General features: G+C 60.3%; 19 protein-coding genes. 15 read left to right on the top strand and 4 right to left on the bottom strand.

All coding sequences use genetic code 11. The features are described from left to right. Window positions 1–18 precede the first annotated feature (18 nt). The 13 genes from glyA (at window position 19) to deoC (ending at window position 13,991) form a co-directional block, all read left to right on the top strand. The gene (gene glyA, locus P8A24_RS02755; RefSeq protein WP_278059492.1) at window positions 19–1,302 is read left to right on the top strand and encodes a serine hydroxymethyltransferase; all 1,284 of its coding nucleotides are present in this window, start codon (window positions 19–21) and stop codon (window positions 1,300–1,302) included. Then, window positions 1,299–2,159, top strand: a complete 861-nt coding sequence (locus tag P8A24_RS02760) for a tetrahydrofolate dehydrogenase/cyclohydrolase catalytic domain-containing protein (protein ID WP_278059494.1) — start codon at window positions 1,299–1,301, stop codon at window positions 2,157–2,159. The genes glyA and P8A24_RS02760 overlap by 4 nt, the downstream gene beginning before the upstream one ends. Further along, window positions 2,156–2,941, top strand: a complete 786-nt coding sequence (locus P8A24_RS02765; RefSeq protein WP_278059496.1) for an exodeoxyribonuclease III — start codon at window positions 2,156–2,158, stop codon at window positions 2,939–2,941. The genes P8A24_RS02760 and P8A24_RS02765 overlap by 4 nt, the downstream gene beginning before the upstream one ends. Then, window positions 2,931–4,169, top strand: a complete 1,239-nt coding sequence (locus P8A24_RS02770) for a YihY/virulence factor BrkB family protein (RefSeq protein WP_278059512.1) — start codon at window positions 2,931–2,933, stop codon at window positions 4,167–4,169. The genes P8A24_RS02765 and P8A24_RS02770 overlap by 11 nt, the downstream gene beginning before the upstream one ends. After that, window positions 4,166–5,287 (top strand): mannose-1-phosphate guanylyltransferase, encoded by a 1,122-nt coding sequence (locus P8A24_RS02775; protein ID WP_278059514.1) that lies wholly within the window; start codon window positions 4,166–4,168, stop codon window positions 5,285–5,287. The genes P8A24_RS02770 and P8A24_RS02775 overlap by 4 nt, the downstream gene beginning before the upstream one ends. 144 nt (window positions 5,288–5,431) lie before the next feature. Beyond that, window positions 5,432–6,517 carry a BMP family lipoprotein gene (locus tag P8A24_RS02780; RefSeq protein ID WP_370870598.1) on the top strand — a complete coding sequence of 362 codons (1,086 nt, stop codon included), beginning with the start codon at window positions 5,432–5,434 and terminating at the stop codon, window positions 6,515–6,517. An 86-nt stretch (window positions 6,518–6,603) separates the two neighbouring features. Further along, a complete protein-coding gene (locus P8A24_RS02785; protein ID WP_278059518.1) occupies window positions 6,604–8,139 on the top strand; it encodes an ABC transporter ATP-binding protein in 1,536 nt (511 codons plus the stop codon). Beyond that, on the top strand, window positions 8,139–9,443 hold the full coding sequence (locus P8A24_RS02790; protein WP_278059521.1) for an ABC transporter permease: 1,305 nt from the start codon (window positions 8,139–8,141) through the stop codon (window positions 9,441–9,443). The genes P8A24_RS02785 and P8A24_RS02790 overlap by 1 nt, the downstream gene beginning before the upstream one ends. Further along, window positions 9,440–10,741 (top strand): ABC transporter permease, encoded by a 1,302-nt coding sequence (locus P8A24_RS02795; RefSeq protein ID WP_278059523.1) that lies wholly within the window; start codon window positions 9,440–9,442, stop codon window positions 10,739–10,741. The genes P8A24_RS02790 and P8A24_RS02795 overlap by 4 nt, the downstream gene beginning before the upstream one ends. A gap of 57 nt (window positions 10,742–10,798) precedes the next feature. Then, window positions 10,799–11,212 carry a cytidine deaminase gene (locus P8A24_RS02800; RefSeq protein ID WP_278059525.1) on the top strand — a complete coding sequence of 138 codons (414 nt, stop codon included), beginning with the start codon at window positions 10,799–10,801 and terminating at the stop codon, window positions 11,210–11,212. A 73-nt stretch (window positions 11,213–11,285) separates the two neighbouring features. Then, window positions 11,286–12,578 (top strand): thymidine phosphorylase, encoded by a 1,293-nt coding sequence (locus P8A24_RS02805; protein ID WP_278059528.1) that lies wholly within the window; start codon window positions 11,286–11,288, stop codon window positions 12,576–12,578. Window positions 12,579–12,637: 59 nt separating this feature from the next. Beyond that, the gene (locus P8A24_RS02810) at window positions 12,638–13,306 is read left to right on the top strand and encodes a hypothetical protein (protein ID WP_278059530.1); all 669 of its coding nucleotides are present in this window, start codon (window positions 12,638–12,640) and stop codon (window positions 13,304–13,306) included. A 31-nt stretch (window positions 13,307–13,337) separates the two neighbouring features. Beyond that, a complete protein-coding gene (gene deoC, locus P8A24_RS02815) occupies window positions 13,338–13,991 on the top strand; it encodes a deoxyribose-phosphate aldolase (RefSeq protein WP_278059532.1) in 654 nt (217 codons plus the stop codon). A 235-nt stretch (window positions 13,992–14,226) separates the two neighbouring features. Here the strand turns inward: deoC and P8A24_RS02820 are convergent, their stop codons facing one another. Both P8A24_RS02820 and P8A24_RS02825 read right to left on the bottom strand, forming a co-directional pair. Further along, window positions 14,227–15,900 carry a phospho-sugar mutase gene (locus P8A24_RS02820; protein ID WP_278059534.1) on the bottom strand — a complete coding sequence of 558 codons (1,674 nt, stop codon included), beginning with the start codon at window positions 15,898–15,900 and terminating at the stop codon, window positions 14,227–14,229. Window positions 15,901–15,906: 6 nt separating this feature from the next. Then, complete coding sequence (locus P8A24_RS02825) at window positions 15,907–16,713, bottom strand: purine-nucleoside phosphorylase (RefSeq protein WP_278059536.1); 807 nt, start codon at window positions 16,711–16,713, stop codon at window positions 15,907–15,909. Between the two features lie 146 nt (window positions 16,714–16,859). Here P8A24_RS02825 and P8A24_RS02830 point away from each other — a divergent pair, with 146 nt between their 5' ends. Beyond that, the gene (locus P8A24_RS02830) at window positions 16,860–17,618 is read left to right on the top strand and encodes an LOG family protein (RefSeq protein ID WP_278059538.1); all 759 of its coding nucleotides are present in this window, start codon (window positions 16,860–16,862) and stop codon (window positions 17,616–17,618) included. A 63-nt stretch (window positions 17,619–17,681) separates the two neighbouring features. Continuing rightward, window positions 17,682–17,852, top strand: a complete 171-nt coding sequence (locus P8A24_RS02835; RefSeq protein ID WP_278059540.1) for a DUF3117 domain-containing protein — start codon at window positions 17,682–17,684, stop codon at window positions 17,850–17,852. Window positions 17,853–17,987: 135 nt separating this feature from the next. Here P8A24_RS02835 and P8A24_RS02840 read toward each other — a convergent pair whose 3' ends face one another. Beyond that, the gene (locus tag P8A24_RS02840) at window positions 17,988–18,608 is read right to left on the bottom strand and encodes an O-methyltransferase (protein WP_278059542.1); all 621 of its coding nucleotides are present in this window, start codon (window positions 18,606–18,608) and stop codon (window positions 17,988–17,990) included. 93 nt (window positions 18,609–18,701) lie between these two features. Next, complete coding sequence (locus tag P8A24_RS02845; protein ID WP_278059545.1) at window positions 18,702–19,826, bottom strand: Mrp/NBP35 family ATP-binding protein; 1,125 nt, start codon at window positions 19,824–19,826, stop codon at window positions 18,702–18,704. Window positions 19,827–19,831 lie beyond the last annotated feature (5 nt).

Consider the following 19,831-nt stretch of genomic DNA (forward strand, 5'->3'; position numbering starts at 1 on the left):
GGAAGAAAGGTGGTGGCCATGGACATGATGTCGATGCCGATTGGCCTGCTCGATCCTGAGATCGCGAAGGTCATGGATTTGGAGCTGAATCGTCAGCGTTCGACGCTGGAAATGATCGCGTCGGAGAACTTCGTGCCGCGTGCCGTGCTCGAGGCGCAAGGCTCGGTGCTCACGAACAAGTACGCGGAAGGGTATCCGGGCAAGCGCTACTACGGTGGTTGCGAGTTCGTGGACGTGGCGGAGGAGCTGGCGCGCGAGCGCGCGAAGGCGCTTTTCGGCGCGGCCTATGCGAACGTCCAACCGCATTCGGGGGCGCAGGCGAACGCGGCGATCTACCACGCACTTGCTACACCGGGTGATACCGTGCTCGGCTTAGAGCTGGCGCACGGCGGCCACCTCACGCACGGCATGCGCATCAACTTCTCGGGCAAGTACTTCCATGCGGTGACGTACGGCGTGGATCCGCAAACGTCGCTGGTGGATATGGACCAGGTGCGCTCCCTCGCGCACGAGCACAAGCCGCGCATCATTATCGCCGGCTGGTCCGCATATGTGCGCCATCTGGATTTCGCGGCGTTCCGCGAGATTGCAGACGAAGTGGGCGCGTATTTGTGGGTGGATATGGCGCACTTCGCTGGGCTGGTTGCTGCGGGCCTGCACCCCTCGCCCGTGCCGTACGCCGACGTCGTGACCACCACGATCCACAAGACGATCGGCGGCCCTCGCTCGGGCATGATCCTCTCACGCGATGAATCCCTTGCGAAGAAGCTCAACTCGGCCGTTTTTCCTGGTACGCAGGGCGGCCCGCTGATGCACGTGATCGCTGCGAAGGCGGTGGCGATGAAGATCGCGGCAACGGATGAGTTTAAGGAGCGCCAGCAGCGAACGCTCGAGGGTGCGAAGATTCTTGCTGATCGCTTGATACAACCAGATATGCGTGCCGCCGGCGTGAACGTGCTCACCGGTGGCACGGATGTGCACCTGGTGCTGGTGGACATGCGTGAATCTGCGATGGACGGGCTCACGGCTGAGCACCTGCTCGACGCCGCGCATATCACCGTCAACCGCAATGCCGTGCCGTTCGATCCGCGTCCGCCGGCCATCACGTCCGGCTTGCGTATCGGCACGCCAGCGCTGGCAACGCGCGGTTTCGGCAAGGCTGAGTTCACCGAAGTGGCCGATATTATTGCCACCGTTTTGGCTGGTGGCGAGGGAGCTGTTGCCGACGCCGATGCTCGAGTTGCTGCACTGACTGAGGCTTTTCCGTTGTACCCCGGCCTGGGGAAGTTTGGAGCTGAATGATTGTGATGGATGGGCGGCGAGTTGCCGCCGAACTCAAGGCCGATCTCGCCGCGCGCGTGGAGCGCCTTGGCGGGGTGGGCCTGGGCACGATCCTCGTGGGGTCTGATCCGGCGAGCTCACTGTACGTGAATGGTAAGCATCGCGATTCTGCCCAGGTGGGGATCTCCTCGATCCGTGTGGAGCTTCCAGAAACCGTCACCACCGAGCAGATCATCGCCGAAGTTCGCCGCCTCAATGCGGATACCTCCTGCACAGGTTTCATTGTGCAGCTTCCGCTCCCACAGCATGTGGATACGGAGGCCGTCATCGAGGCGATGGATCCTCGCAAGGATGTGGATGGCCTGCATCCGCTGAACCTCGGCCGGCTCGCAGGTCAGGTTCGCGGAGAACTTGATATTCCGATCCCGTGCACCCCGCGCGGCATTATTGCTTTGGGACGCTACTATGGCCTGGATTGGGACGGAGCAAACGTGTGCGTTGTGGGTCAAGGGGAAACTGCGGGCCGCCCACTCGGCATCGTCGCATCGCGTGAAAGCGTGGGTGCCTCGGTCGATCTGTGCCATCTGAAGACCCGCAACCTGGCAGACCACACACTGGCCGCAGATATCGTCGTCTCCGCAACCGGGGCGGGGCACCTCGTGACGCCCGAGATGATTCGGCCGGGCGCCGCCGTTTTCGACGTCGGAATCAAGCGCGTCACCGATCCCACCACGGGAAAGTCGAAGGTCATGGGGGATGTCGCGCCCGGCGTCGAGGATGTTGCTGGTTGGCTCTCACCCAACCCTGGCGGGGTAGGACCAATGACACGAGCCATGTTGCTTGCTAACGTTGTTGATGCCAAAGAAAGGAACGCATGAAGATCACCACCGTGAACGTGAACGGAATCCGCGCCGCCTACCGCAAAGGGATGGGTCAGTGGCTTGCCGCCACGGCTCCGGACGTGCTCTTGTGCCAAGAAACCCGCGCTCCCGAAGAACTCATCGGCGAGCTTATCGGCGACGAGTACCAGGTGATTGCCCACGAATGCCAGATCAAGGGCCGCGCCGGCGTCGCCGTCGCCGTACGCAACGGCATCGAGGTGGGCGAGGTGCACACCGGCGTCGGCGAGGAAGAACCGCCCGTCGATACCGGGCGCTGGCTGGAAGTCGAACTCCCGGGCGAGGGGGTTACCGTCGTCTCGGCATACTTGCACTCAGGGAAAGCCGACGACGAGGCGAAAATGGCCGCCAAGTATGCCCACCTGGAGAAGGTGAGCGAGCGTCTGGCGAAGATGAGCGGCGAATTCGTGGTGTGTGGAGATTTCAACATTGTGCACACCGCGGCGGACATTACGAACTGGAAATCCAACCACAACAAAACCTCAGGCGTGCTCGATCCCGAGATCGCGTACCTGGACCGCTGGTTCACAGCCGGGCTCGTGGACGTTCAGCGCTTCCTCGATCCCGAATCCCAAGGCCCCTACACATGGTGGTCGCAGCGCGGCAAGGCGTTCGATAACAACGTCGGCTGGCGCATTGACTACCACATGGCCTCACCCGCGCTCGCGAAGCGCGCATCCTCGTATTCCATCGACCGCGCGGCGAGCTACGATGCGCGCTGGTCCGACCATGCAGCATTGACGGTGAACTATGAAAACTGACGAAACGAACGAGGCTACTCCCCGGGCGTCGGCAAGCAAGCCAGGCGCCATGGATAAGCTCTGGGCCGTGATCGATTGGGTGATGAACCTGCGCGCCGTGCGCGCGAACACACGCTACGGATACCAGCGCGGATGGTTGCTCTCTGGCGGAATCGCCTACTCGGCTCTGTTCGCCCTCGGTGGCGCGCTGACCATCGGCCTGACGGTGTTCTCTTATACGTTGGGGCAGAATCCGGAGCTGATGGGCCGGATGGAGAAGGGCATTAATTCTGCTCTTCCGGGGATTTTGAAAACTGAGGCAAACCCGAACGGTCTGGTTGCCGCCAAGGATCTCGTGGTGGAGAATCCATTCAACCTGGTCACGCTGGTGGCTCTGTTGGTGATGTTGTGGTCTACTCTCTCGCTGATGGGTTCGCTGCGCACCTCGATCCAGGCGATGTTCGGGTTGTCTGCCCTGCCCCGTACTTTCGTCGTGACCAAGGCGATCGATCTTGCGGGTATTGTGATGCTCGCATTCGGCCTGGTTGCAGGTATCCTTCTGGTTTCTGGTGCTACCCAGTTCTCGCAGGTTATTTTCGAGGCACTGGGTATCTCTGGGCCGTTCGCTCAGTTCATGCTGCAGGCCGGTTCGTTCGTGCTGGCTGCCGCTGTGGATATGGCTGTGTTCGCGTTCCTCATCCGCGTGGTCGCGGGTGCACGCGTGCCGGGCAAGGATCTGGCGATTGGCACGCTTGTGGGGGCGATCGCTTCGTCTCTGATTCGAGTGCTCGGCACCACCGCCGTCGGCTCCGTGGCGAACAATCCGATTCTTGCCCCGTTCGCAGCATTGGCCACGATCATGCTCTGGGTCAACCTCGTGGCACGTATTACATTGCTCGCGGCCGCGGTATGTGCGAACCCGCCCAAGCCTGCGGATATCACGGAAGAGAACTACGCGCATCTGGCCGATACGCCGAACTATGTCACCCTCTCCGCCCCGCAAACGCTCGATTGGAAGCACGATTCCGTCACCGGCGTCGTGATGCCGCTCAAGGAAACGAAAGGCGAGAAGGTGCCAGAGTGGATGGGCTGGCGAGCTGAGCGCAAGCGCAAAGCAATGCTGGCCGCGAAGGAAAAGCTCGCCGAGGCGAACTACGCCTACGAAAGTGCGAAGAAGGAATACGAGAAGGGCGCTCGCACAGAGTATGCGAAGCACACGCACTATTCCACCAAGGGAGCAGCGTCGTGAGCTTTCACGCGATTATTCCAGCTGGGGGAGCGGGCACTCGGCTGTGGCCGCTCTCTCGCGCTTCGTACCCCAAGTTCCTTGTTGATCTGACTGGTAGCGGGCACTCGATGCTTCAAGATACGGTGCTGCGCCTCGCGCCGCTCGCCGCGTCGACGACGGTGGTCACCGGAGCCGCGCACGAAGGCGCGGTTCGCGCGCAACTGGCGGAACTTGCGGGGGAAGCCGGCGGCACACAAAGCGCGGTTTCGGGGGAACGGGAAGCCGACGTCGGCGAGCTGGACGTGATCGCCGAACCAACCCCGCGCAACTCGATGCCCGCGATCGCGCTTGCTGCCGCTGTAATCGCGCGCCGCGATCCGGAAGCGGTGGTGGGTTCCTTTGCCGCCGATCACGTGATCGAGGACGAAGCGGCTTTTCACGGCGCCGTGCGTGCTGCGATCGGCGCCGCCGAACGTGGGTACGTGGCCACGATCGGCATCACGCCGGATTCGCCGGCCACTGGTTTTGGGTACATCCACGAGGGCGAAGAGATTGTTCCTGGCGTGCGAGCTGTGCGGGCTTTTGTTGAGAAGCCGGATGCGCCGACGGCGGAGCGTTACGTTGCCAGCGGAGAGTACCGGTGGAATGCCGGGATGTTCGTGGCGAAGGTGTCGGTGCTTTTAGGGGTGCTCGCAAAGTATCACCCTGCACTTGCCGCGGGGGTTCAGGCGATTGCTGATTCGTGGGGCGATCATGAGGTATTTCTGCGTGAGTGGGCTAGGTTAGAGAAGATCGCGATCGACCATGCGATCGCTGAGCCGCTTGCCGATGAGGGCGGGGTGGCGGTTGTTCCTGCGGCGATGGGGTGGTCGGATGTGGGCGATTACTCATCTCTTTACGCTATGGTAGACGGCCATGTTGGGGTCTCTGCGGGGGGTGTGCCACAAGATGTAGTGGCAATAGATTCGCCAGGAAGTCTGGTTTTTACACATTCAAAACCAGTAGTTGTTGCCGGGGTGAAACGTGCTATCATCATAGAGACGCAGGACACGATCTTCGTGACTTGCCGTGAGTACGCACAGAGTGTGAAGGATGTGCCGGATGCGCTCGAGAGGGCGGGTCGGAACGATCTTCGCTAGCGCTGTGGGTGCTCCAGGAATTCAAAGGCGAATGAGCTTTCTATAGTTCAATCCTGAATCAGCAATTTTGCGTGACGCGGGATACTATGGAAACAACCGAATTTGCCCCGGGCAATGCGGGGCACGGATCATAGGGAGACCCACGTGAAATCAAAGTTGACTTCTCTTTTTGCGGTTGCCGCATCGGCAACCCTCCTCCTCGGCGCTTGTGGTGGCGCTTCCACTGACAGCAAGGGCGGCAACACTGCTGGAGCCGGCTTTAAGGCTTGCCTTGTTTCCGATGCCGGTGGTTGGGATGATCACTCATTCAACGAGTCCGCATTCGTGGGCCTGAAGCAGGCCGAGAAGGATCTCGGCGTGAAGATCAACACCGCTGAGTCCAAGCAGTCCACCGATTACCAGCCGAACGTCGAGGCAATGGTGTCCGACGGTTGCAACATGGTGATTGGCGTTGGCTTCAACCTCAATGACGCAATTTTGAAGGTTGCGCAGACCAACAAGGATCTCGAGTTCGGCCTGATCGATTCCGTGTTTACCGAGGGTGGTAAGCCGGTTGAGGTTGAGAACGGCCGCCCGCTCCTGTTCAACACGCACGAGGCTGCTTACCTGGCGGGTTACGTGTCGGCTGGCATGTCGAAGACGGGCAAGGTTGCGACCTTCGGCGGTATCCAGATCCCGTCGGTGACGATCTTCATGGATGGCTTTGCTGACGGTGTGAAGAAGTACAACGAGGATTCCGGCAAGAAGGTTGAACTCCTTGGTTGGGATAAGGATGCTCAGAAGGGCGCCTTCACCAATTCGTTCGACGATCAGAACAAGGGCAAGCAGCAGACCCAGCAGTTCCTCGATCAGGGCGCGGATGTCGTGATGCCAGTGGCTGGCCCGGTGGGCCTGGGTGCTGCAGCGGCTGTGAAGGCTAAGGCTGGCGCAATGTTCGTGGGCGTCGATTCGGATTGGTTCGAGGCTGTTCCGGATTACAAGGACATCACCCTCACCTCCGTGAAGAAGGAGATTGCGGCATCGGTTGTCGATACCGTCAAGCAGGGCGTCGATAAGAAGTTCTCGAAGGATCCGTACGTTGGCGATCTGAAGAACGGTGGCGTTTCGCTCGCTCCGTTCCACGATTTCGATTCGAAGGTTCCGGAAGAGCTCAAGGCGAAGGTCAAGGAGCTCGAGGAGAAGATTAAGTCGGGCGAGCTGAAGGTTGAATCGCCTGCGGCGAACAAGTAATCAATCCCTGAAGTATCAGGAATCAATGTTGGGGCCCAGCCAGTGGCTGGGCCCCAACGGGTGAAAAGACGTGAAGGCGGAGAGCAATGAAGCTTGAATTGAGAGGAATCACGAAGCGATTCGGTTCCCTCGTCGCCAATGACTCGATCGATTTGGAGATCGGGGAGGGGCGTATCCACGCCCTGCTTGGTGAGAACGGTGCGGGTAAATCTACCCTGATGAACGTGCTGTACGGCTTGTACGAGCCGGATGGCGGAGAAATCCTGATCGATGGTCAGCCGGTCACGTTCAACGGGCCTGGCGATGCGGTTGCCGCTGGCATTGGCATGGTGCACCAGCACTTCATGCTCGTTCCGGTGTTCACCGTTGCTGAGTCGATCGCGCTTGGCTACGAGCCAACGAAGCGTGCGGGAATTATCGATCGCAAGGCTGCGGCACAGAAGGTAAAGGATGTCTCGGCGCGTTTCGGATTCAACTTGAATCCGGATTCGATGATCGAGGATCTCCCGGTGGGTGCCCAGCAGCGCGTGGAAATCGTCAAGGCACTCTCGCGCGATGCGAAGGTTCTCATTCTCGACGAACCAACCGCTGTGCTGACTCCTCAAGAGACCGACGAACTCATGGCGATCATGCGCCAGCTCGCGGATGCGGGCACATCAATCGTGTTCATCACCCACAAGCTTCGTGAGGTTCGTGCAGTTGCGGACGATATTACGGTGATCCGCCGCGGAAAGGTGGTCGGCAAGGCCGATCCGAAGTCATCTGAAGCAGATCTCGCCACCATGATGGTGGGCCGTCCGGTGATGATGAAGGTCGAAAAGGAGCCGGCGAAGCCTGGCCCAGAGGCCCTCAAGTTCGAGGATGTGACCTACATCGATTCGGTTGGAACTCACGTGCTCGATCACGTCTCCTTCGATCTGCATCGCGGCGAGGTTCTCGCTATTGCGGGCGTGCAAGGCAACGGTCAAACGGAGCTTGCTGAAGCTATTTTGGGTCTGGTGAATCCAGACGCTGGAAAGATCACGCTGGAGGGGAAAGAACTTCAAGGCCGTCACCCGAAGGAAATCTTGGAAGCCGGCGTCGGGTTCGTTCCCGAAGATCGTATGAAGGATGGCATGATTGTCTCCTTCTCGATCGCCGAGAATCTCGTTCTCGATCAGTACCGCGATGCGCCATTCGGCTCCGGTTTGTCGATTAAGCCGAACGTGATTTTGAAGAACGCTGAAGAAAAGCGCGACGAATACGATATTCGCCTCACCTCGATCACCGATCCTATTTCAACACTTTCCGGTGGAAACCAGCAGAAGGTTGTTGTGGCGCGCGAGATGTCACGCGATCTCGATCTGCTCGTCGTCAACCAGCCAACGCGTGGTGTGGATGTCGGCTCGATTGAGTTCATCCATCAGCGTGTGGTTCAGGTCCGTGATTCCGGGGTTCCGGTCCTCCTTATTTCGTCCGAGTTGGACGAGATCGAGGCACTCGCAGATCGCATCGCAGTGATGTACCGCGGCAAGATCATCGGTATCGTGCCGGCAGGAACTTCGCGTGATGCACTCGGTCTAATGATGGCCGGCGTGCCGCAGGAAGAAGCGCTCGCGCAGGTCAAGGGAGGAAATATCTGATGGCACGCAAAGAAATTCAGCCCGCGAAGCCGGGCCTGGGCGTATGGTTCAAGGCATTTGTGCACGCAGTTCCGCGTTCGGGGCTCCTTGTCGGTCTGCTCGCAGTGGTGATCGCGTTCGTGATCGGCGCCCTGCTCATCCTGATCTCAGGTGAGAGCCCGCTTGCCGCGTATGACGCCATGTTCCGCGGCGCAATCTTCAACTACAACGCCGCAAATATCGAGCGTGCACTGTTCCGCCCGATCGGCGATACGCTCATGTATGCCACCCCGCTGATCCTCGCTGGCCTCGGCCTCGGTGTCGGTTTCCGTGCGGGCCTGTTTAACATTGGCGGTACTGGTCAGCTGGTTTTTGGTTCGCTCGCCGCAATCTGGGTGGCGTTCAACTACCCGCTCCCGCCGGTGTTGCACACCGTCGTCGCGCTTCTCGCTGCTGCGATCGCCGGTGGCATCTACGCTGGTATTGCCGGTGTTTTGAAGGCAAAGACGGGTGCGAACGAAGTGATCGTGACGATCATGTTGAATTCGATCTCCGGTCTCGCGCTTTCGTACATCCTGCTTCAGAAGGCGTGGCAGCGCCCGGGCACGGGCGAGCCGCGTACACCGGTCGCGATGGATTCGGCGTCGTTCGATACGTTTATCCCGGGATCGAAGCTCCACACAGGTATCATCGTGGCACTGCTCGCAGTGCTCTTCTACTGGTGGTTGCTCAACCGCTCGAAGGTCGGTTTCGAGATCCGTGCCGTTGGCGCAAATCCGAACGCCGCACGGACCGCCGGAATGTCCACCGGCCGCACCATCATCATCACGATGGTTGTCTCTGGTATGTTCGTCGGCCTTGCTGGCGCGAACGAGGCGCTCGGTACCCTCGGTTACGTCGATCAGAACATCGCAGGAACCGTTGGTTTCGACGCAATTACAGTGGCGTTGCTCGGCCAGTCCTCGCCGATCGGAATTCTCCTCTCGGGCATCCTGTTCGGAGCGTTCAAGGCTGGTGGCTACACGATGCAGTCCTCGGCTCACGTGCCGATCGATATGATCCTCATCCTCCAGTCCACGATCGTGTTGCTGATTGCGGCTCCGGCGCTCGTGCGCTTCCTGTTCCGTCTGCCTAAGCCAGACAAGATGAGCATGCGCGAGTACGTGCGCATCGCCACCTCCGGTGGCAGTGTTGCCCACGTGGATGAGACCGGAAAGGTTGAGGTTGTCGCGAACGCGGAAGAACCCGGTGAAGTTGCCGATGCCGTCGGAGGTTCAACCGAAATCGATGAGGCAACCAACGATTCGAAGGAGGACGCACGATGAGCGCGGTTACTGCACATACTCCTGAAACTGGCGAGGTTTTGAAGAAGGCTTCGTGGAAGTTGCCAATTACCTTCGGCTTGGCCACGCTGTTGCTGCTGGTCATGGCGCTGAAAGCGGAAGGCGATGCCCGCATCCGCCTGAACTCGGGTGCCCAGGCGTACCGCCTGCCGGATTGGACTGTGAACGCCCCGGTATACCTGTGGGTCTTCCTGGTGCTTGCACTGGCGGCCACAGCGTACTCCGTGTATGCCAATATTCAGCACAACAAGACCGGCCTCGAGCTTTCAGGCCGAACCACGGCGTTGCTGTCGCTCGTCGTCGGGCTTGCCACAGTGTTTGGCTTCCTGCTCTTTGCTGGAGCCGGCTCGAGCGGCGCGATTACGCTCACGGCTGCGCTCGGTTCCACGGTCGCGATCTCGACCCCGCTGATCTTCGGTTCGCTTTCAGGCGTCATGTCCGAGCATGCTGGCGTTGTCAACATCGCGATTGAAGGCGATCTCTTGGTGGGCGCGTTCGCGGGTATTCTCGTGGCCTCGTACTTCCACAGTGCGTGGCTCGGCCTCCTCGCCGCGCCGTTCGCAGGTGCGTTCCTTGGTTGCCTGCTCGCGTTGATTTCCGTCAAGTACGGTGTGGACCAGATCATTACCGGCGTAGTGCTCAATGTGCTGGCTCTCGGCCTCACATCGTTCTTCTCCGGTTCTTTGATGACGGGCGAAGGTCAGGCAGTGTTCAACACGAACAAGTACACGTTGCATCCGATTAAGATCCCGGGGCTCGCTGAGATCCCGGTGATCGGCCCGGCGCTGTTCAACCAGACCATCATCGTTTACGTCATGTACGTGGTCGTGGTGGTACTGACCATCATGCTCTACCGTTCCCGCTGGGGCCTGCGCATGCGCGCCGTCGGCGAGCACCCGAAGGCTGCGGATACCGTTGGTATCAAGGTGAACCGCACCCGTGCTCGCAACGCCATCCTTGCATCGGCGATCGCTGGCTTCGGTGGAGCGTTCTTCACGCTCGGTTCTGGCCTCGCTTTCACCGAGAACATCTCGGCAGGTAACGGATACATCGCCCTCGCGGCAATGATCCTCGGTAAGTGGCACCCGCTCGGCGCTCTTGCGGCCTCGCTGATGTTCGGTTTCGCAACCTCGGTTGCTCAAATGATGCCGAATCTTAACGGCGCGATCCCGTCGAGCCTGCTGAACATGATCCCGTACGTGATCACGATCATCGCGGTGGCTGGTTTCGTGGGCAAGTCCCGCCCGCCGGCAGCGGAGAACATTCCGTACGTGAAGTGAGACAGGTGTGTGGGTGGGTGAAAACCCACCCACACACCTTTTCAGAAAGGGAGATCGATGGAGATCGACTGGACAAAATTGCGCGAACTCGCAGTGAGTGCGTCGAAGCGCGCATATGCTCCCTACTCGGGATACCCGGTTGGGGTTGCAGGTGTAACCACTGACGGCCGGTACTACACCGGTTGTAACGTGGAGAACGCCTCCACTGGTCTTGGGCTGTGTGCCGAGTGTGGCATGGTGTCCGCGATGACGATGGATGGTGGAGGCAAGCTTGCCGCTGTGCTGTGCGTGAACGGCAATGAGGACGTGATCGGCCCGTGTGGCAGGTGCCGCCAGCTCATCCGTGAGCATGGCGTAGACGGCTGCCAGGTCGAGATGGGCGAAGGCCCCGTCACGATCGAAGAGCTTTTGCCCTACAGCTTTGGCCCGAAAGACCTGGCCGAAGTTCCGGGTGCTGTCAATATTTTGTAAATCAGCCACACAACGTGGCATCTCGGAGACTCGCCTGCGGGCTCGAGCCGAGCAGAGATAAGAAGGAGAAGGAATGGCTGAAAAGTTCGATATGGTGGATGTGATTCGCGCAAAGCGCGAGCACAAGAAGCTCACCAAAGAAGAGATCGATTGGACGATCGACGCCTACACCCGCGGGGTTGTGGGTGATGAGCAGATGGCCGCGATGGCGATGGCGATCTTCCTCAATGGCATGGATCGTGAAGAGATCACGCAGTGGACTGCTGCGATGATCGCTTCGGGTGAGCGGATGGACTTCTCGGGCCTTGGCCGCGTGACCGCAGACAAGCATTCGACGGGCGGCGTCGGTGATAAGATCACGCTTCCGCTGGCTCCGCTTGTTGCCTCGTTCGGTGTGGCGGTTCCACAACTTTCGGGTCGCGGCCTCGGCCACACGGGTGGCACGCTCGACAAGCTCGAGGCAATCCCGGGTTGGCGCGCGGCGTTGTCCAACGATGAGATCATGCATATCCTCGGCCTCGAAGGGCCGGGTGCCGTGATCTGTGCGGCTGGTACGGGCCTTGCGCCGGCAGACAAGAAGCTTTACGCACTGCGCGATATTACGGCAACCGTCGATTGCATCCCGCTGATCGCATCGTCGATCATGTCCAAGAAGATCGCGGAAGGCACGCACTCGCTTGTTCTGGACGTTAAGGTCGGTTCTGGTGCGTTCATGAAGGATCTGGACAAAGCTCGCGAGCTTGCCCGCACGATGGTTGATCTCGGCACCGACGCCGGTGTGGAAACCGTGGCTCTGCTCACTGACATGTCCACCCCTCTCGGCCTGAAGATTGGTAACTCGCTTGAGGTAGAGGAATCGGTTGAGGTTCTCGCTGGCGGTGGCCCGGCCGATGTTCGTGAGCTCACGCTCGCCCTTGCTCGCGAGATGCTCACCGCTGCCGGCAAGCCGGATGCAGATATCGAGGCAGCTCTCGACGACGGTCGCGCAATGGACGTGTGGCGCAAGATGATCGAGGCGCAGGGCGGCGATCCCGATGGTGCGATGCCGGTGGCGAAGGAATCGATGGACATTTTCGCGCAGGAAGACGGCGTGCTGGAGACCCTCGATGCGCTCTCCGTCGGCGTCGCTTCCTGGCGTCTCGGTGCAGGCCGTGCGTTCGCGGGCGAGAAGGTTCAGCTCGCTGCCGGCGTCGAGCTGTTCGCTAAGCCGGGCGATACCGTGAAGAAGGGTGACAAGCTGATGACGCTCTACACGGATGAGGCGGACCGCTTCGAGCGTGCGCTTGAATCGCTTGAAGGCGCGGTGGAGATCGGTACGACGGCTCCGGATCACTCGGTGGTCCTCGATCGAATCGCGGCGAAGTGATCACTTTAGGTTCACTGGTTTCCGCATTGTCGCGTCCGGTCTCGACGGCAATCAGTTTCATGAAGCCGTACGAGATCAGCGCGCCAGTGTGGGAGTCGATGGAGACGTATGCGGCTCACGGCGAGCCTCTCGAGGCCGGCGGGCATACGTTGCGGCAGTCGACTCCGACGACGTGCGGGGCGATGGCGCTCCTGGTGGCGCGTGCCTACCTTCGCGACGATCTGCGTGAACAGCTTGAGGAGCATCCGGGCTTCGCTTCGGAGATCGAAGCTGAGCTGTACGGGGCGCTTCGGCGTGGGGCAGTCGCTGGGAAGTTTGCGTGGCCTGCGAAGTACGGCACTCCGCCGTGGACGTTGGCACGAGAACTGAATCGGTTGCGTCAGGCCCGTTACTTCTCGACGGCGGTGGATGATGCGTCCGAGCGTGGCTGGACGATTATGCAGTGGGTTGCCCACGCGACGTCGGCTGGTGTGCCCGTCCCGTTATACACGGGTGGCGACAGCGGTGGTGGAGTTGGTGCGATGGTTCCGCGGCACGTGGTGCTGGCGATTCCGGGCAACCCGCTCACGCCGGATGGGCAGCCGCAGTTGTCGATCTACGATCCGTCGTCGGGCTTGGTGCACGAGGTGCCGTTGCTCCTCCTAGTGAACCGCAAAGAACCTGCTCCATATTTGGGGAACTGGTCTCACGTGGTGTGGGCGGTTCTTCCGGATGTGCTGAGCGATTAAACTAGTAAACAAACCTATTCAAAGGAGAAACATGGAACGCAGCGAACTTGCAAAGTACGTTGACCACACGATTCTGACGCCGGAGGCGACCACTTCGGATGTCCTGAAGCTGATCGAGGACGCGAAGGCTCTGGGCACCTATTCGGTGTGTATTTCGCCGTCGATGCTTCCGCTTCCGGAGGAGGCAGATCTGGGCGATGTGAAGCTGTGCGTGGTTGTTGGCTTCCCGTCGGGTGCTGTTGCCTCGGAGATCAAGGCGATGGAGGCGGCTCGCGCGGTTGCCGCTGGTGCTGACGAGGTCGACATGGTCGTCAACCTTGGCAACGTCAAGGAAGGCGATTGGGACGCCGTGGAGTACGATATCGCGGTTGTGCGCGATGCGATTCCGTACGCGGTGCTCAAGGTCATCATCGAGTCGGCGGCTCTGACCGACGAGGAGATCGTGAATGTGTGCGAGGCGGCGAAGGCTGTTGGCGCAGACTTCGTCAAGACCTCCACAGGCTTCCACAAGGCTGGCGGCGCTTCGGTGCACGCAGTTGAACTGATGAAGAAGACCGTCGGTGATGAGCTCGAGGTCAAGGCGTCGGGCGGTATCCACGATGGCAAGTTCGCTCTCGAACTGATCGAGGCCGGTGCAACGCGTCTCGGCCTGTCGGGCACCCAGAAGGTTCTTGACACCCTCTGATCGTGTGCTGCGCGCACGAGTCGCGTAGTAGTGAGCGAGGAAGGGCACCCCGCCGGGGGTGCCCTTCCTCGTTTTGCCATTGGGCGTGAGTCCTTTGATGGCGTGAAGCTATGCGAGGCATGTGATTCAATAGACGGCTACACTGCGCATTGCGTGAATATCGGACAACGTCCCGGAGAGATAAAAGTGGCGAGTTTTCATCAAGAAAACTCGCCACTTTTATCTCTCACTAGGGTCAGTCGAGCTTCGTCATCGCTTCAACGTCGGCCTTGAACGCATCCATGCGCTCGGCGGCAGTGGCGCGTGCGGCGGCGAGATCGCCCTCAACTGGCACCACGACCTCCAGGTAGCACTTGAGCTTCGGCTCGGTACCCGACGGGCGCACCATCACACGCGAGTTGTTCTCGGTGAAAATACGCAGAGCGTCGGTACCCGGGAGCTCCTCGGTGCCCTTGGATAGATCCTCGATCGAGCGAACCGGCGAGCCACCAAGCTCCGTCGGCGGCTCCTTACGGAGCTTCGCCATCGTTGCCGGGATGATCGACAGATCCGAGACGCGGATCGTCACCGGAGTAGTGAGGTACACGCCGTAACGGGTGTGGATGCGATCGAGCTCGTCAGCGAGTTCCTTGCCCTCGGCCTTCAGGGAGGCGGCAAGGTGAGCGAGCGTGACGCCGGCGGAGAGGCCGTCCTTGTCGCGAACATGGTTCGGATCCACGCAGAATCCGATGGCTTCCTCGTAGCCGAACGTGATCTTGTGGGTGCGCGCAATCCACTTGAAGCCGGTCAGTGTGGCGTGGTACTTCAGGCCGTGACCCTCGGCGATCTTACCCAGCAGTTGGGAGGACACGATCGACGATGCGAGTGCAACATCCTTCCCCTCATCTCGGGTTGCCACGTACTCACCGAGAAGCGAGCCGATCTCGTCGCCCGAGAGCTGACGCCATTCGCCATTCACCTTCGTGGCGAGCGAGGCGCGATCCGCGTCCGGATCGGATGCGATCACGAGGTCAGCATCATTCTTCTTCGCCAGCGTGATCGCGAGATCCAGTGCGCCCTTCTCTTCAGGGTTCGGGAACGACACGGTGGGGAAGTCCGGATCCGGCTGGGCCTGCTCCGGAACCATTTCGTAATCAGTGAAGCCAGCGCCGTCGAGCACGCGCTTCATGATCTCGCCGCCCACGCCATGCATCGGCGTATAAACGATGCGAAGATCGCGCGGACCGTCGGCCGGAACCACCGAAATGGCCTGCTCAACGTAAGCATCGATCACGTCCTCCGAGATGGTCTCCCAGCCGCCCTCGGCCAACTCGATTTCGTCAGCGAGCGGAGCAGCCGCGATCTCGGCCGCGATACCGGCGTCGATCGGCGGAACGATCTGAACACCACGTCCATCTTCCTCAACGGCGCGTGCGCCGACGTACACCTTGTAGCCGTTGTCCTGAGCCGGGTTATGCGAAGCGGTAACCATCACACCGGCGTCGGCGCCCAAGTGCCGCACAGCGAAAGCTAGGAGCGGGGTAGGCAGGTGCCGCGGCATGATCATCGCGCGCGAACCCATCGCGGTAACAATTGCGGCCGTATCAGCAGCGAATTCGTTCGAGTGGTAGCGGGCGTCGAAGCCGATCACCACGAGCGCATCCTTGCCTACAGTTTTCTGGAGCCATGACGTGAGGCCGTAAGCGGCGCGGCGCACAACCGCACGGTTCATGCGGTTCGGGCCTGCGGCCATCGCACCACGCAGGCCGGCGGTGCCGAACTGGAGCGAGCCTGTAAACCGATCGGTCAGCTCGGCCTTGGCGGCCTCGTCGCCGCCCTCGGCCTTCGCGAGCAGCTCGGTGAGCTCGGCCTTCGTTTCCTCAGACGGATCGTGAGTGATCCAATCCTGAACAGTTTCCACGTTGTACATGTTTTCCTACTTTCCCTCGATTGCATCGATGATGTCCGCCAGGAGGCGGGAGATGCGGGGCCCAGCGTTTCGCCCAGCCTCGAGAACTTCTTCATGGTTGAGATTACCGGGCGCGAAGCCAGCGGCATGGTTAGTGACGAGCGATATGCCGAGGATTTCCATCCCAGCTTCGCGGGCGGCGATCGCTTCAAGAGCGGTGGACATACCCACCAGATCGCCGCCGAGAACGCGCGCCATCTTCACTTCGGCTGGGGTCTCGTAATGGGGGCCCGGGAACTGCGTGTACACGCCTTCTGGAAGGTGTGAATCGATCGTGTGTGCCACATTGCGAAGGCGCAGCGAGTACAGGTCTGTGAGATCGACGAAGTGTGCACCTTCGATCGGGGAAGTAGCCGTGAGATTCAGATGATCCTTGATCAGTACGGCGGTGCCTGGGCCCCACTCGGGAACCGTGGAGCCACAGCCATTCGTGAGAATACATACTGTCGCTCCAGCTGCTGCCGCGGTGCGAACACCGTGCGCAACGGCTGCAACTCCCTTGCCTTCGTAGTAATGGGTGCGGGCGCCGAGGACAAGCGCGTGGCGCCCATCCTTCAAACGGATCGAGGTAATCTTTCCGCCGTGCCCCACAACGGACGGAGCGGAGAATCCCGGAATTTCTTGAGCATCAATTTCTGCGACAACCTCACCGATGAGTGCCGCTGCGCCTCCCCAGCCCGAACCGAGGGTCAGCGCGATATCGTGCTTGGCCACTCCGGTTCGCTCTGCGATGACGCCTGCGGCCTGTGCCGCGAGTTCCAAAGCGTTAACCATACACATAATATTAACGCGGATACCGCATAAAAGCACGGTTTTGAGGGATTTTTATAGCGCAAAAATGGGTGTATCATTTGCGGCTTGCGTGGGTGGATGTGCATCACGTTTACCCCATGTTCCCCGATGGCCGCTACGGTAGAGCCATGAAAAAAGACAATTATCATCGTGGGCCGGTGATGCTGAGGGGAGAGATGATCCCCGATACCACAGCCGATGCACGCCTCTTGGCGAACAATTCTGACGCGGCTTTCATCCATTCTGACGCGTGGCGTGTGCTTCGCATCCAGTCTGAGTTCGTTGAAGGATTTGGTGCGTTGGCTGAGCTAGGGCCAGCGGTTTCTGTGTTTGGTTCTGCCAGGACGAAGCCGGAGAGCAAGTATTATGCGATTGCCCAGGAGGTTGGTCGCAAGCTCGCCGAGGAGGGCTTTGCGGTGATCACAGGTGGCGGTCCAGGTGCGATGGAGGCCGCGAATCACGGCGCGAAGGAGGCCGACGGCGTTTCCGTTGGCCTGGGAATCGAGTTGCCGTTCGAGCAGGGCTTAAACGAGTACGTGGATCTAGGTGTAAATTTCCGTTATTTCTTCGTGCGCAAAATGATGTTCGTCAAGTACTCCCTGGGGTTTGTTGTGTGCCCCGGCGGGTTTGGCACAATGGATGAGCTGTTCGAGGCACTCACCTTGGTACAAACACGCAAGGCGACTGAGTTCCCGATCGTCTTGGTTGGGCGTGAGTATTGGAGCGGCTTATTCGAATGGGTTCGTGAGCAGATGCTCGCCGAGGGAAATATCAACCCGCAGGATCTGGAACGCGTGGTGATCGTAGATACCGCCCAAGACGCCGTGATGGCGATCAAGCGTGGGGTACATACGCTGGCTGAGGAAGCTCGCCGCGCTTCCTCATGAGCGTAAAACGGCCCGCGCTGAGATTATCGCGACTAAAATAGTGTGGTAACGGAAGGAGATCGCATGGCAGCAATGAAGCCGCGTACCGGCGATGGCCCGCTCGAAGTCGAAAAGAGCCCGCATGGTTACACACTTCGTCTCCCGCTCGAGGGCGGGGGTCGCATGGTTCTTCAGATGAGTGAAGAGGAGCTGGCTCAGCTTCGGGGCGTCGTTTCTGAAGCGCTTGGAGAGTGAGAGAAGCGGGGGCTTTTCGCCCCCGCTTCTCTGTGCTCTGTTGCCTTTGCGCTAGTTTGTTTGCCGACGTCGGGGCGCGGTTTGGTGTGCCGACTCCGGTGGGCGCCGACGTCGAAGCGCGGGATTGTGTGTGTCCTAGTTTTTTACTGCGATGATGAGGCCATCGCCGATGGGAACAATTGAGGCGGTGACCTCTTCGGATTCGAGGAGTGTGATTCCGAGGTTGCGCAGCGCAACGGTGCGTTCGTCGCGGCGGGCTGGGTCTGCAACGCGATCGGCGTAGAGTGCGCGGGCAAGCGCGAGGATTCCGCCAGGGCGAAGCATACGGATCGCCTCCGCCACATCGCCTTCGGCCTCGAGTGGATCGCCATCAACGAACACGAGATCGTAGGTGTTGCCGGCGAGGCGGGGAAGGAGATCTGCGGAGCGCCCGTTGATGACACGGTAGCGTGAGGACGCGAGATTTGCGGCGGCGAAGAATTCGCGTGCATGAGACTGCGCCTCGGTGTCGGTATCGATGCTGGTGAGTTTGGAGTTCGTTCCAGCTTCCAGGAGGAAGAGTCCAGAAACACCCGCGCCTGTGCCGATTTCAGCAATTGTCTTGGCGCTGGCGGCGAGTGTACGCAGCAGTGCGCCGGTTGCGACCGAGACAGGCTCGAGCCCGAGCTCTTCAGAAATCTCGCGCGCGTGGAGCGCTACCTCGCTCTGGCGAGAATTTTCCTCGGCGTATGCCCATGACGCAGTCTTATTCGACATTGATCCTCCCGTATAGATAACACCATGCTACCTGGCATGGGGCGCGGTTGCTGATTCCAGCAACCGCGCCCCACACGTAGCGGTCAGAATCTTTTATAGCGGAGAGACTCCAAGCGGCATACCGGCAAGGCCGCGCCCGCGCTTGGCGAGGGAATCGGCGGCTGCACGAAGCTGGCTCTGCGCTGTGGTTGCCCCTTCGGTGGCCACGAACGGTGTGCCAGCATCGCCGCCTTCGCGCACTGCCTGCTCGAGCGGCACTTGTGCGAGGACCGGCACTTCGTAGCCGAGTACATTCTTGAGGCGATCGGCCACAGCCTGACCGCCGCCGGATCCGAAGATTTCCATACGCTCGCCATTGACTTCGAGGTAGGACATGTTCTCGATCACGCCGACCACGTGCTGCTTCGTTTGAGCCGCCATCATGCCGGAGCGCTCGGCGACGTCGGCCGCAGCAACCTGAGGTGTGGTCACCAGAACGATCTCTGCCTTCGGGATCAGTTGTGCGAGCGAGAGGGCGATATCGCCGGTGCCGGGTGGAAGATCGATCAGCAGGACGTCCAGATCGCCCCAGTACACATCGGCGAGGAACTGCTCGAGCGCACGGTGAAGCATTGGGCCGCGCCAGACGATCGGCTGGTTCTCCTGAATGAACATGCCGATTGAGATCACCTTGATGTCGCCAGAGTGTGGCGGGATGATCATCTTGTTCACCATCGTGGGCTGGCCCTCAACGCCGAGCATCTGCGGAATAGAGAAGCCGTAAATATCGGCGTCCATCACGCCGACCTTCAGGCCCTTGGATGCCAGCGCCGATGCGAGGTTCACTGTGACGGTCGACTTGCCGACCCCGCCTTTGCCTGAGGTGATCGCATAGACGCGAGTGAGGTTGCCGGGTTCGGAGAATGGGATGCGAGGAGCGGGATTTCCGCCGCGAAGCTGCGTTTTGAGAGCTTCGCGCTCTTCGTCGGTCATCACGCCCATCATCACCTTGACGTTGGTGACGCCTTCGAGCGCCCCGACTTCCTTCTGGATGTCCTCGGTGAGAGTGTCGCGAAGTGGGCAACCTGCGACCGTCAGCTTGATGCCGACAGTGACGGAGCCGGATTCCTCCACCTCGACGCTCGCCACCATGTTCAATTCGGTGATTGGACGGCGAATCTCAGGATCGTTCACACGCCCAAGTGCCTCGGTTACTTTCTCGACGCTGGGAATACTCATGGCTC

The sequence above is a fragment of the Arcanobacterium wilhelmae genome, assembly GCF_029632765.1.
GTDB classification, from domain to species: Bacteria; Actinomycetota; Actinomycetes; order Actinomycetales; family Actinomycetaceae; genus Arcanobacterium; species Arcanobacterium wilhelmae.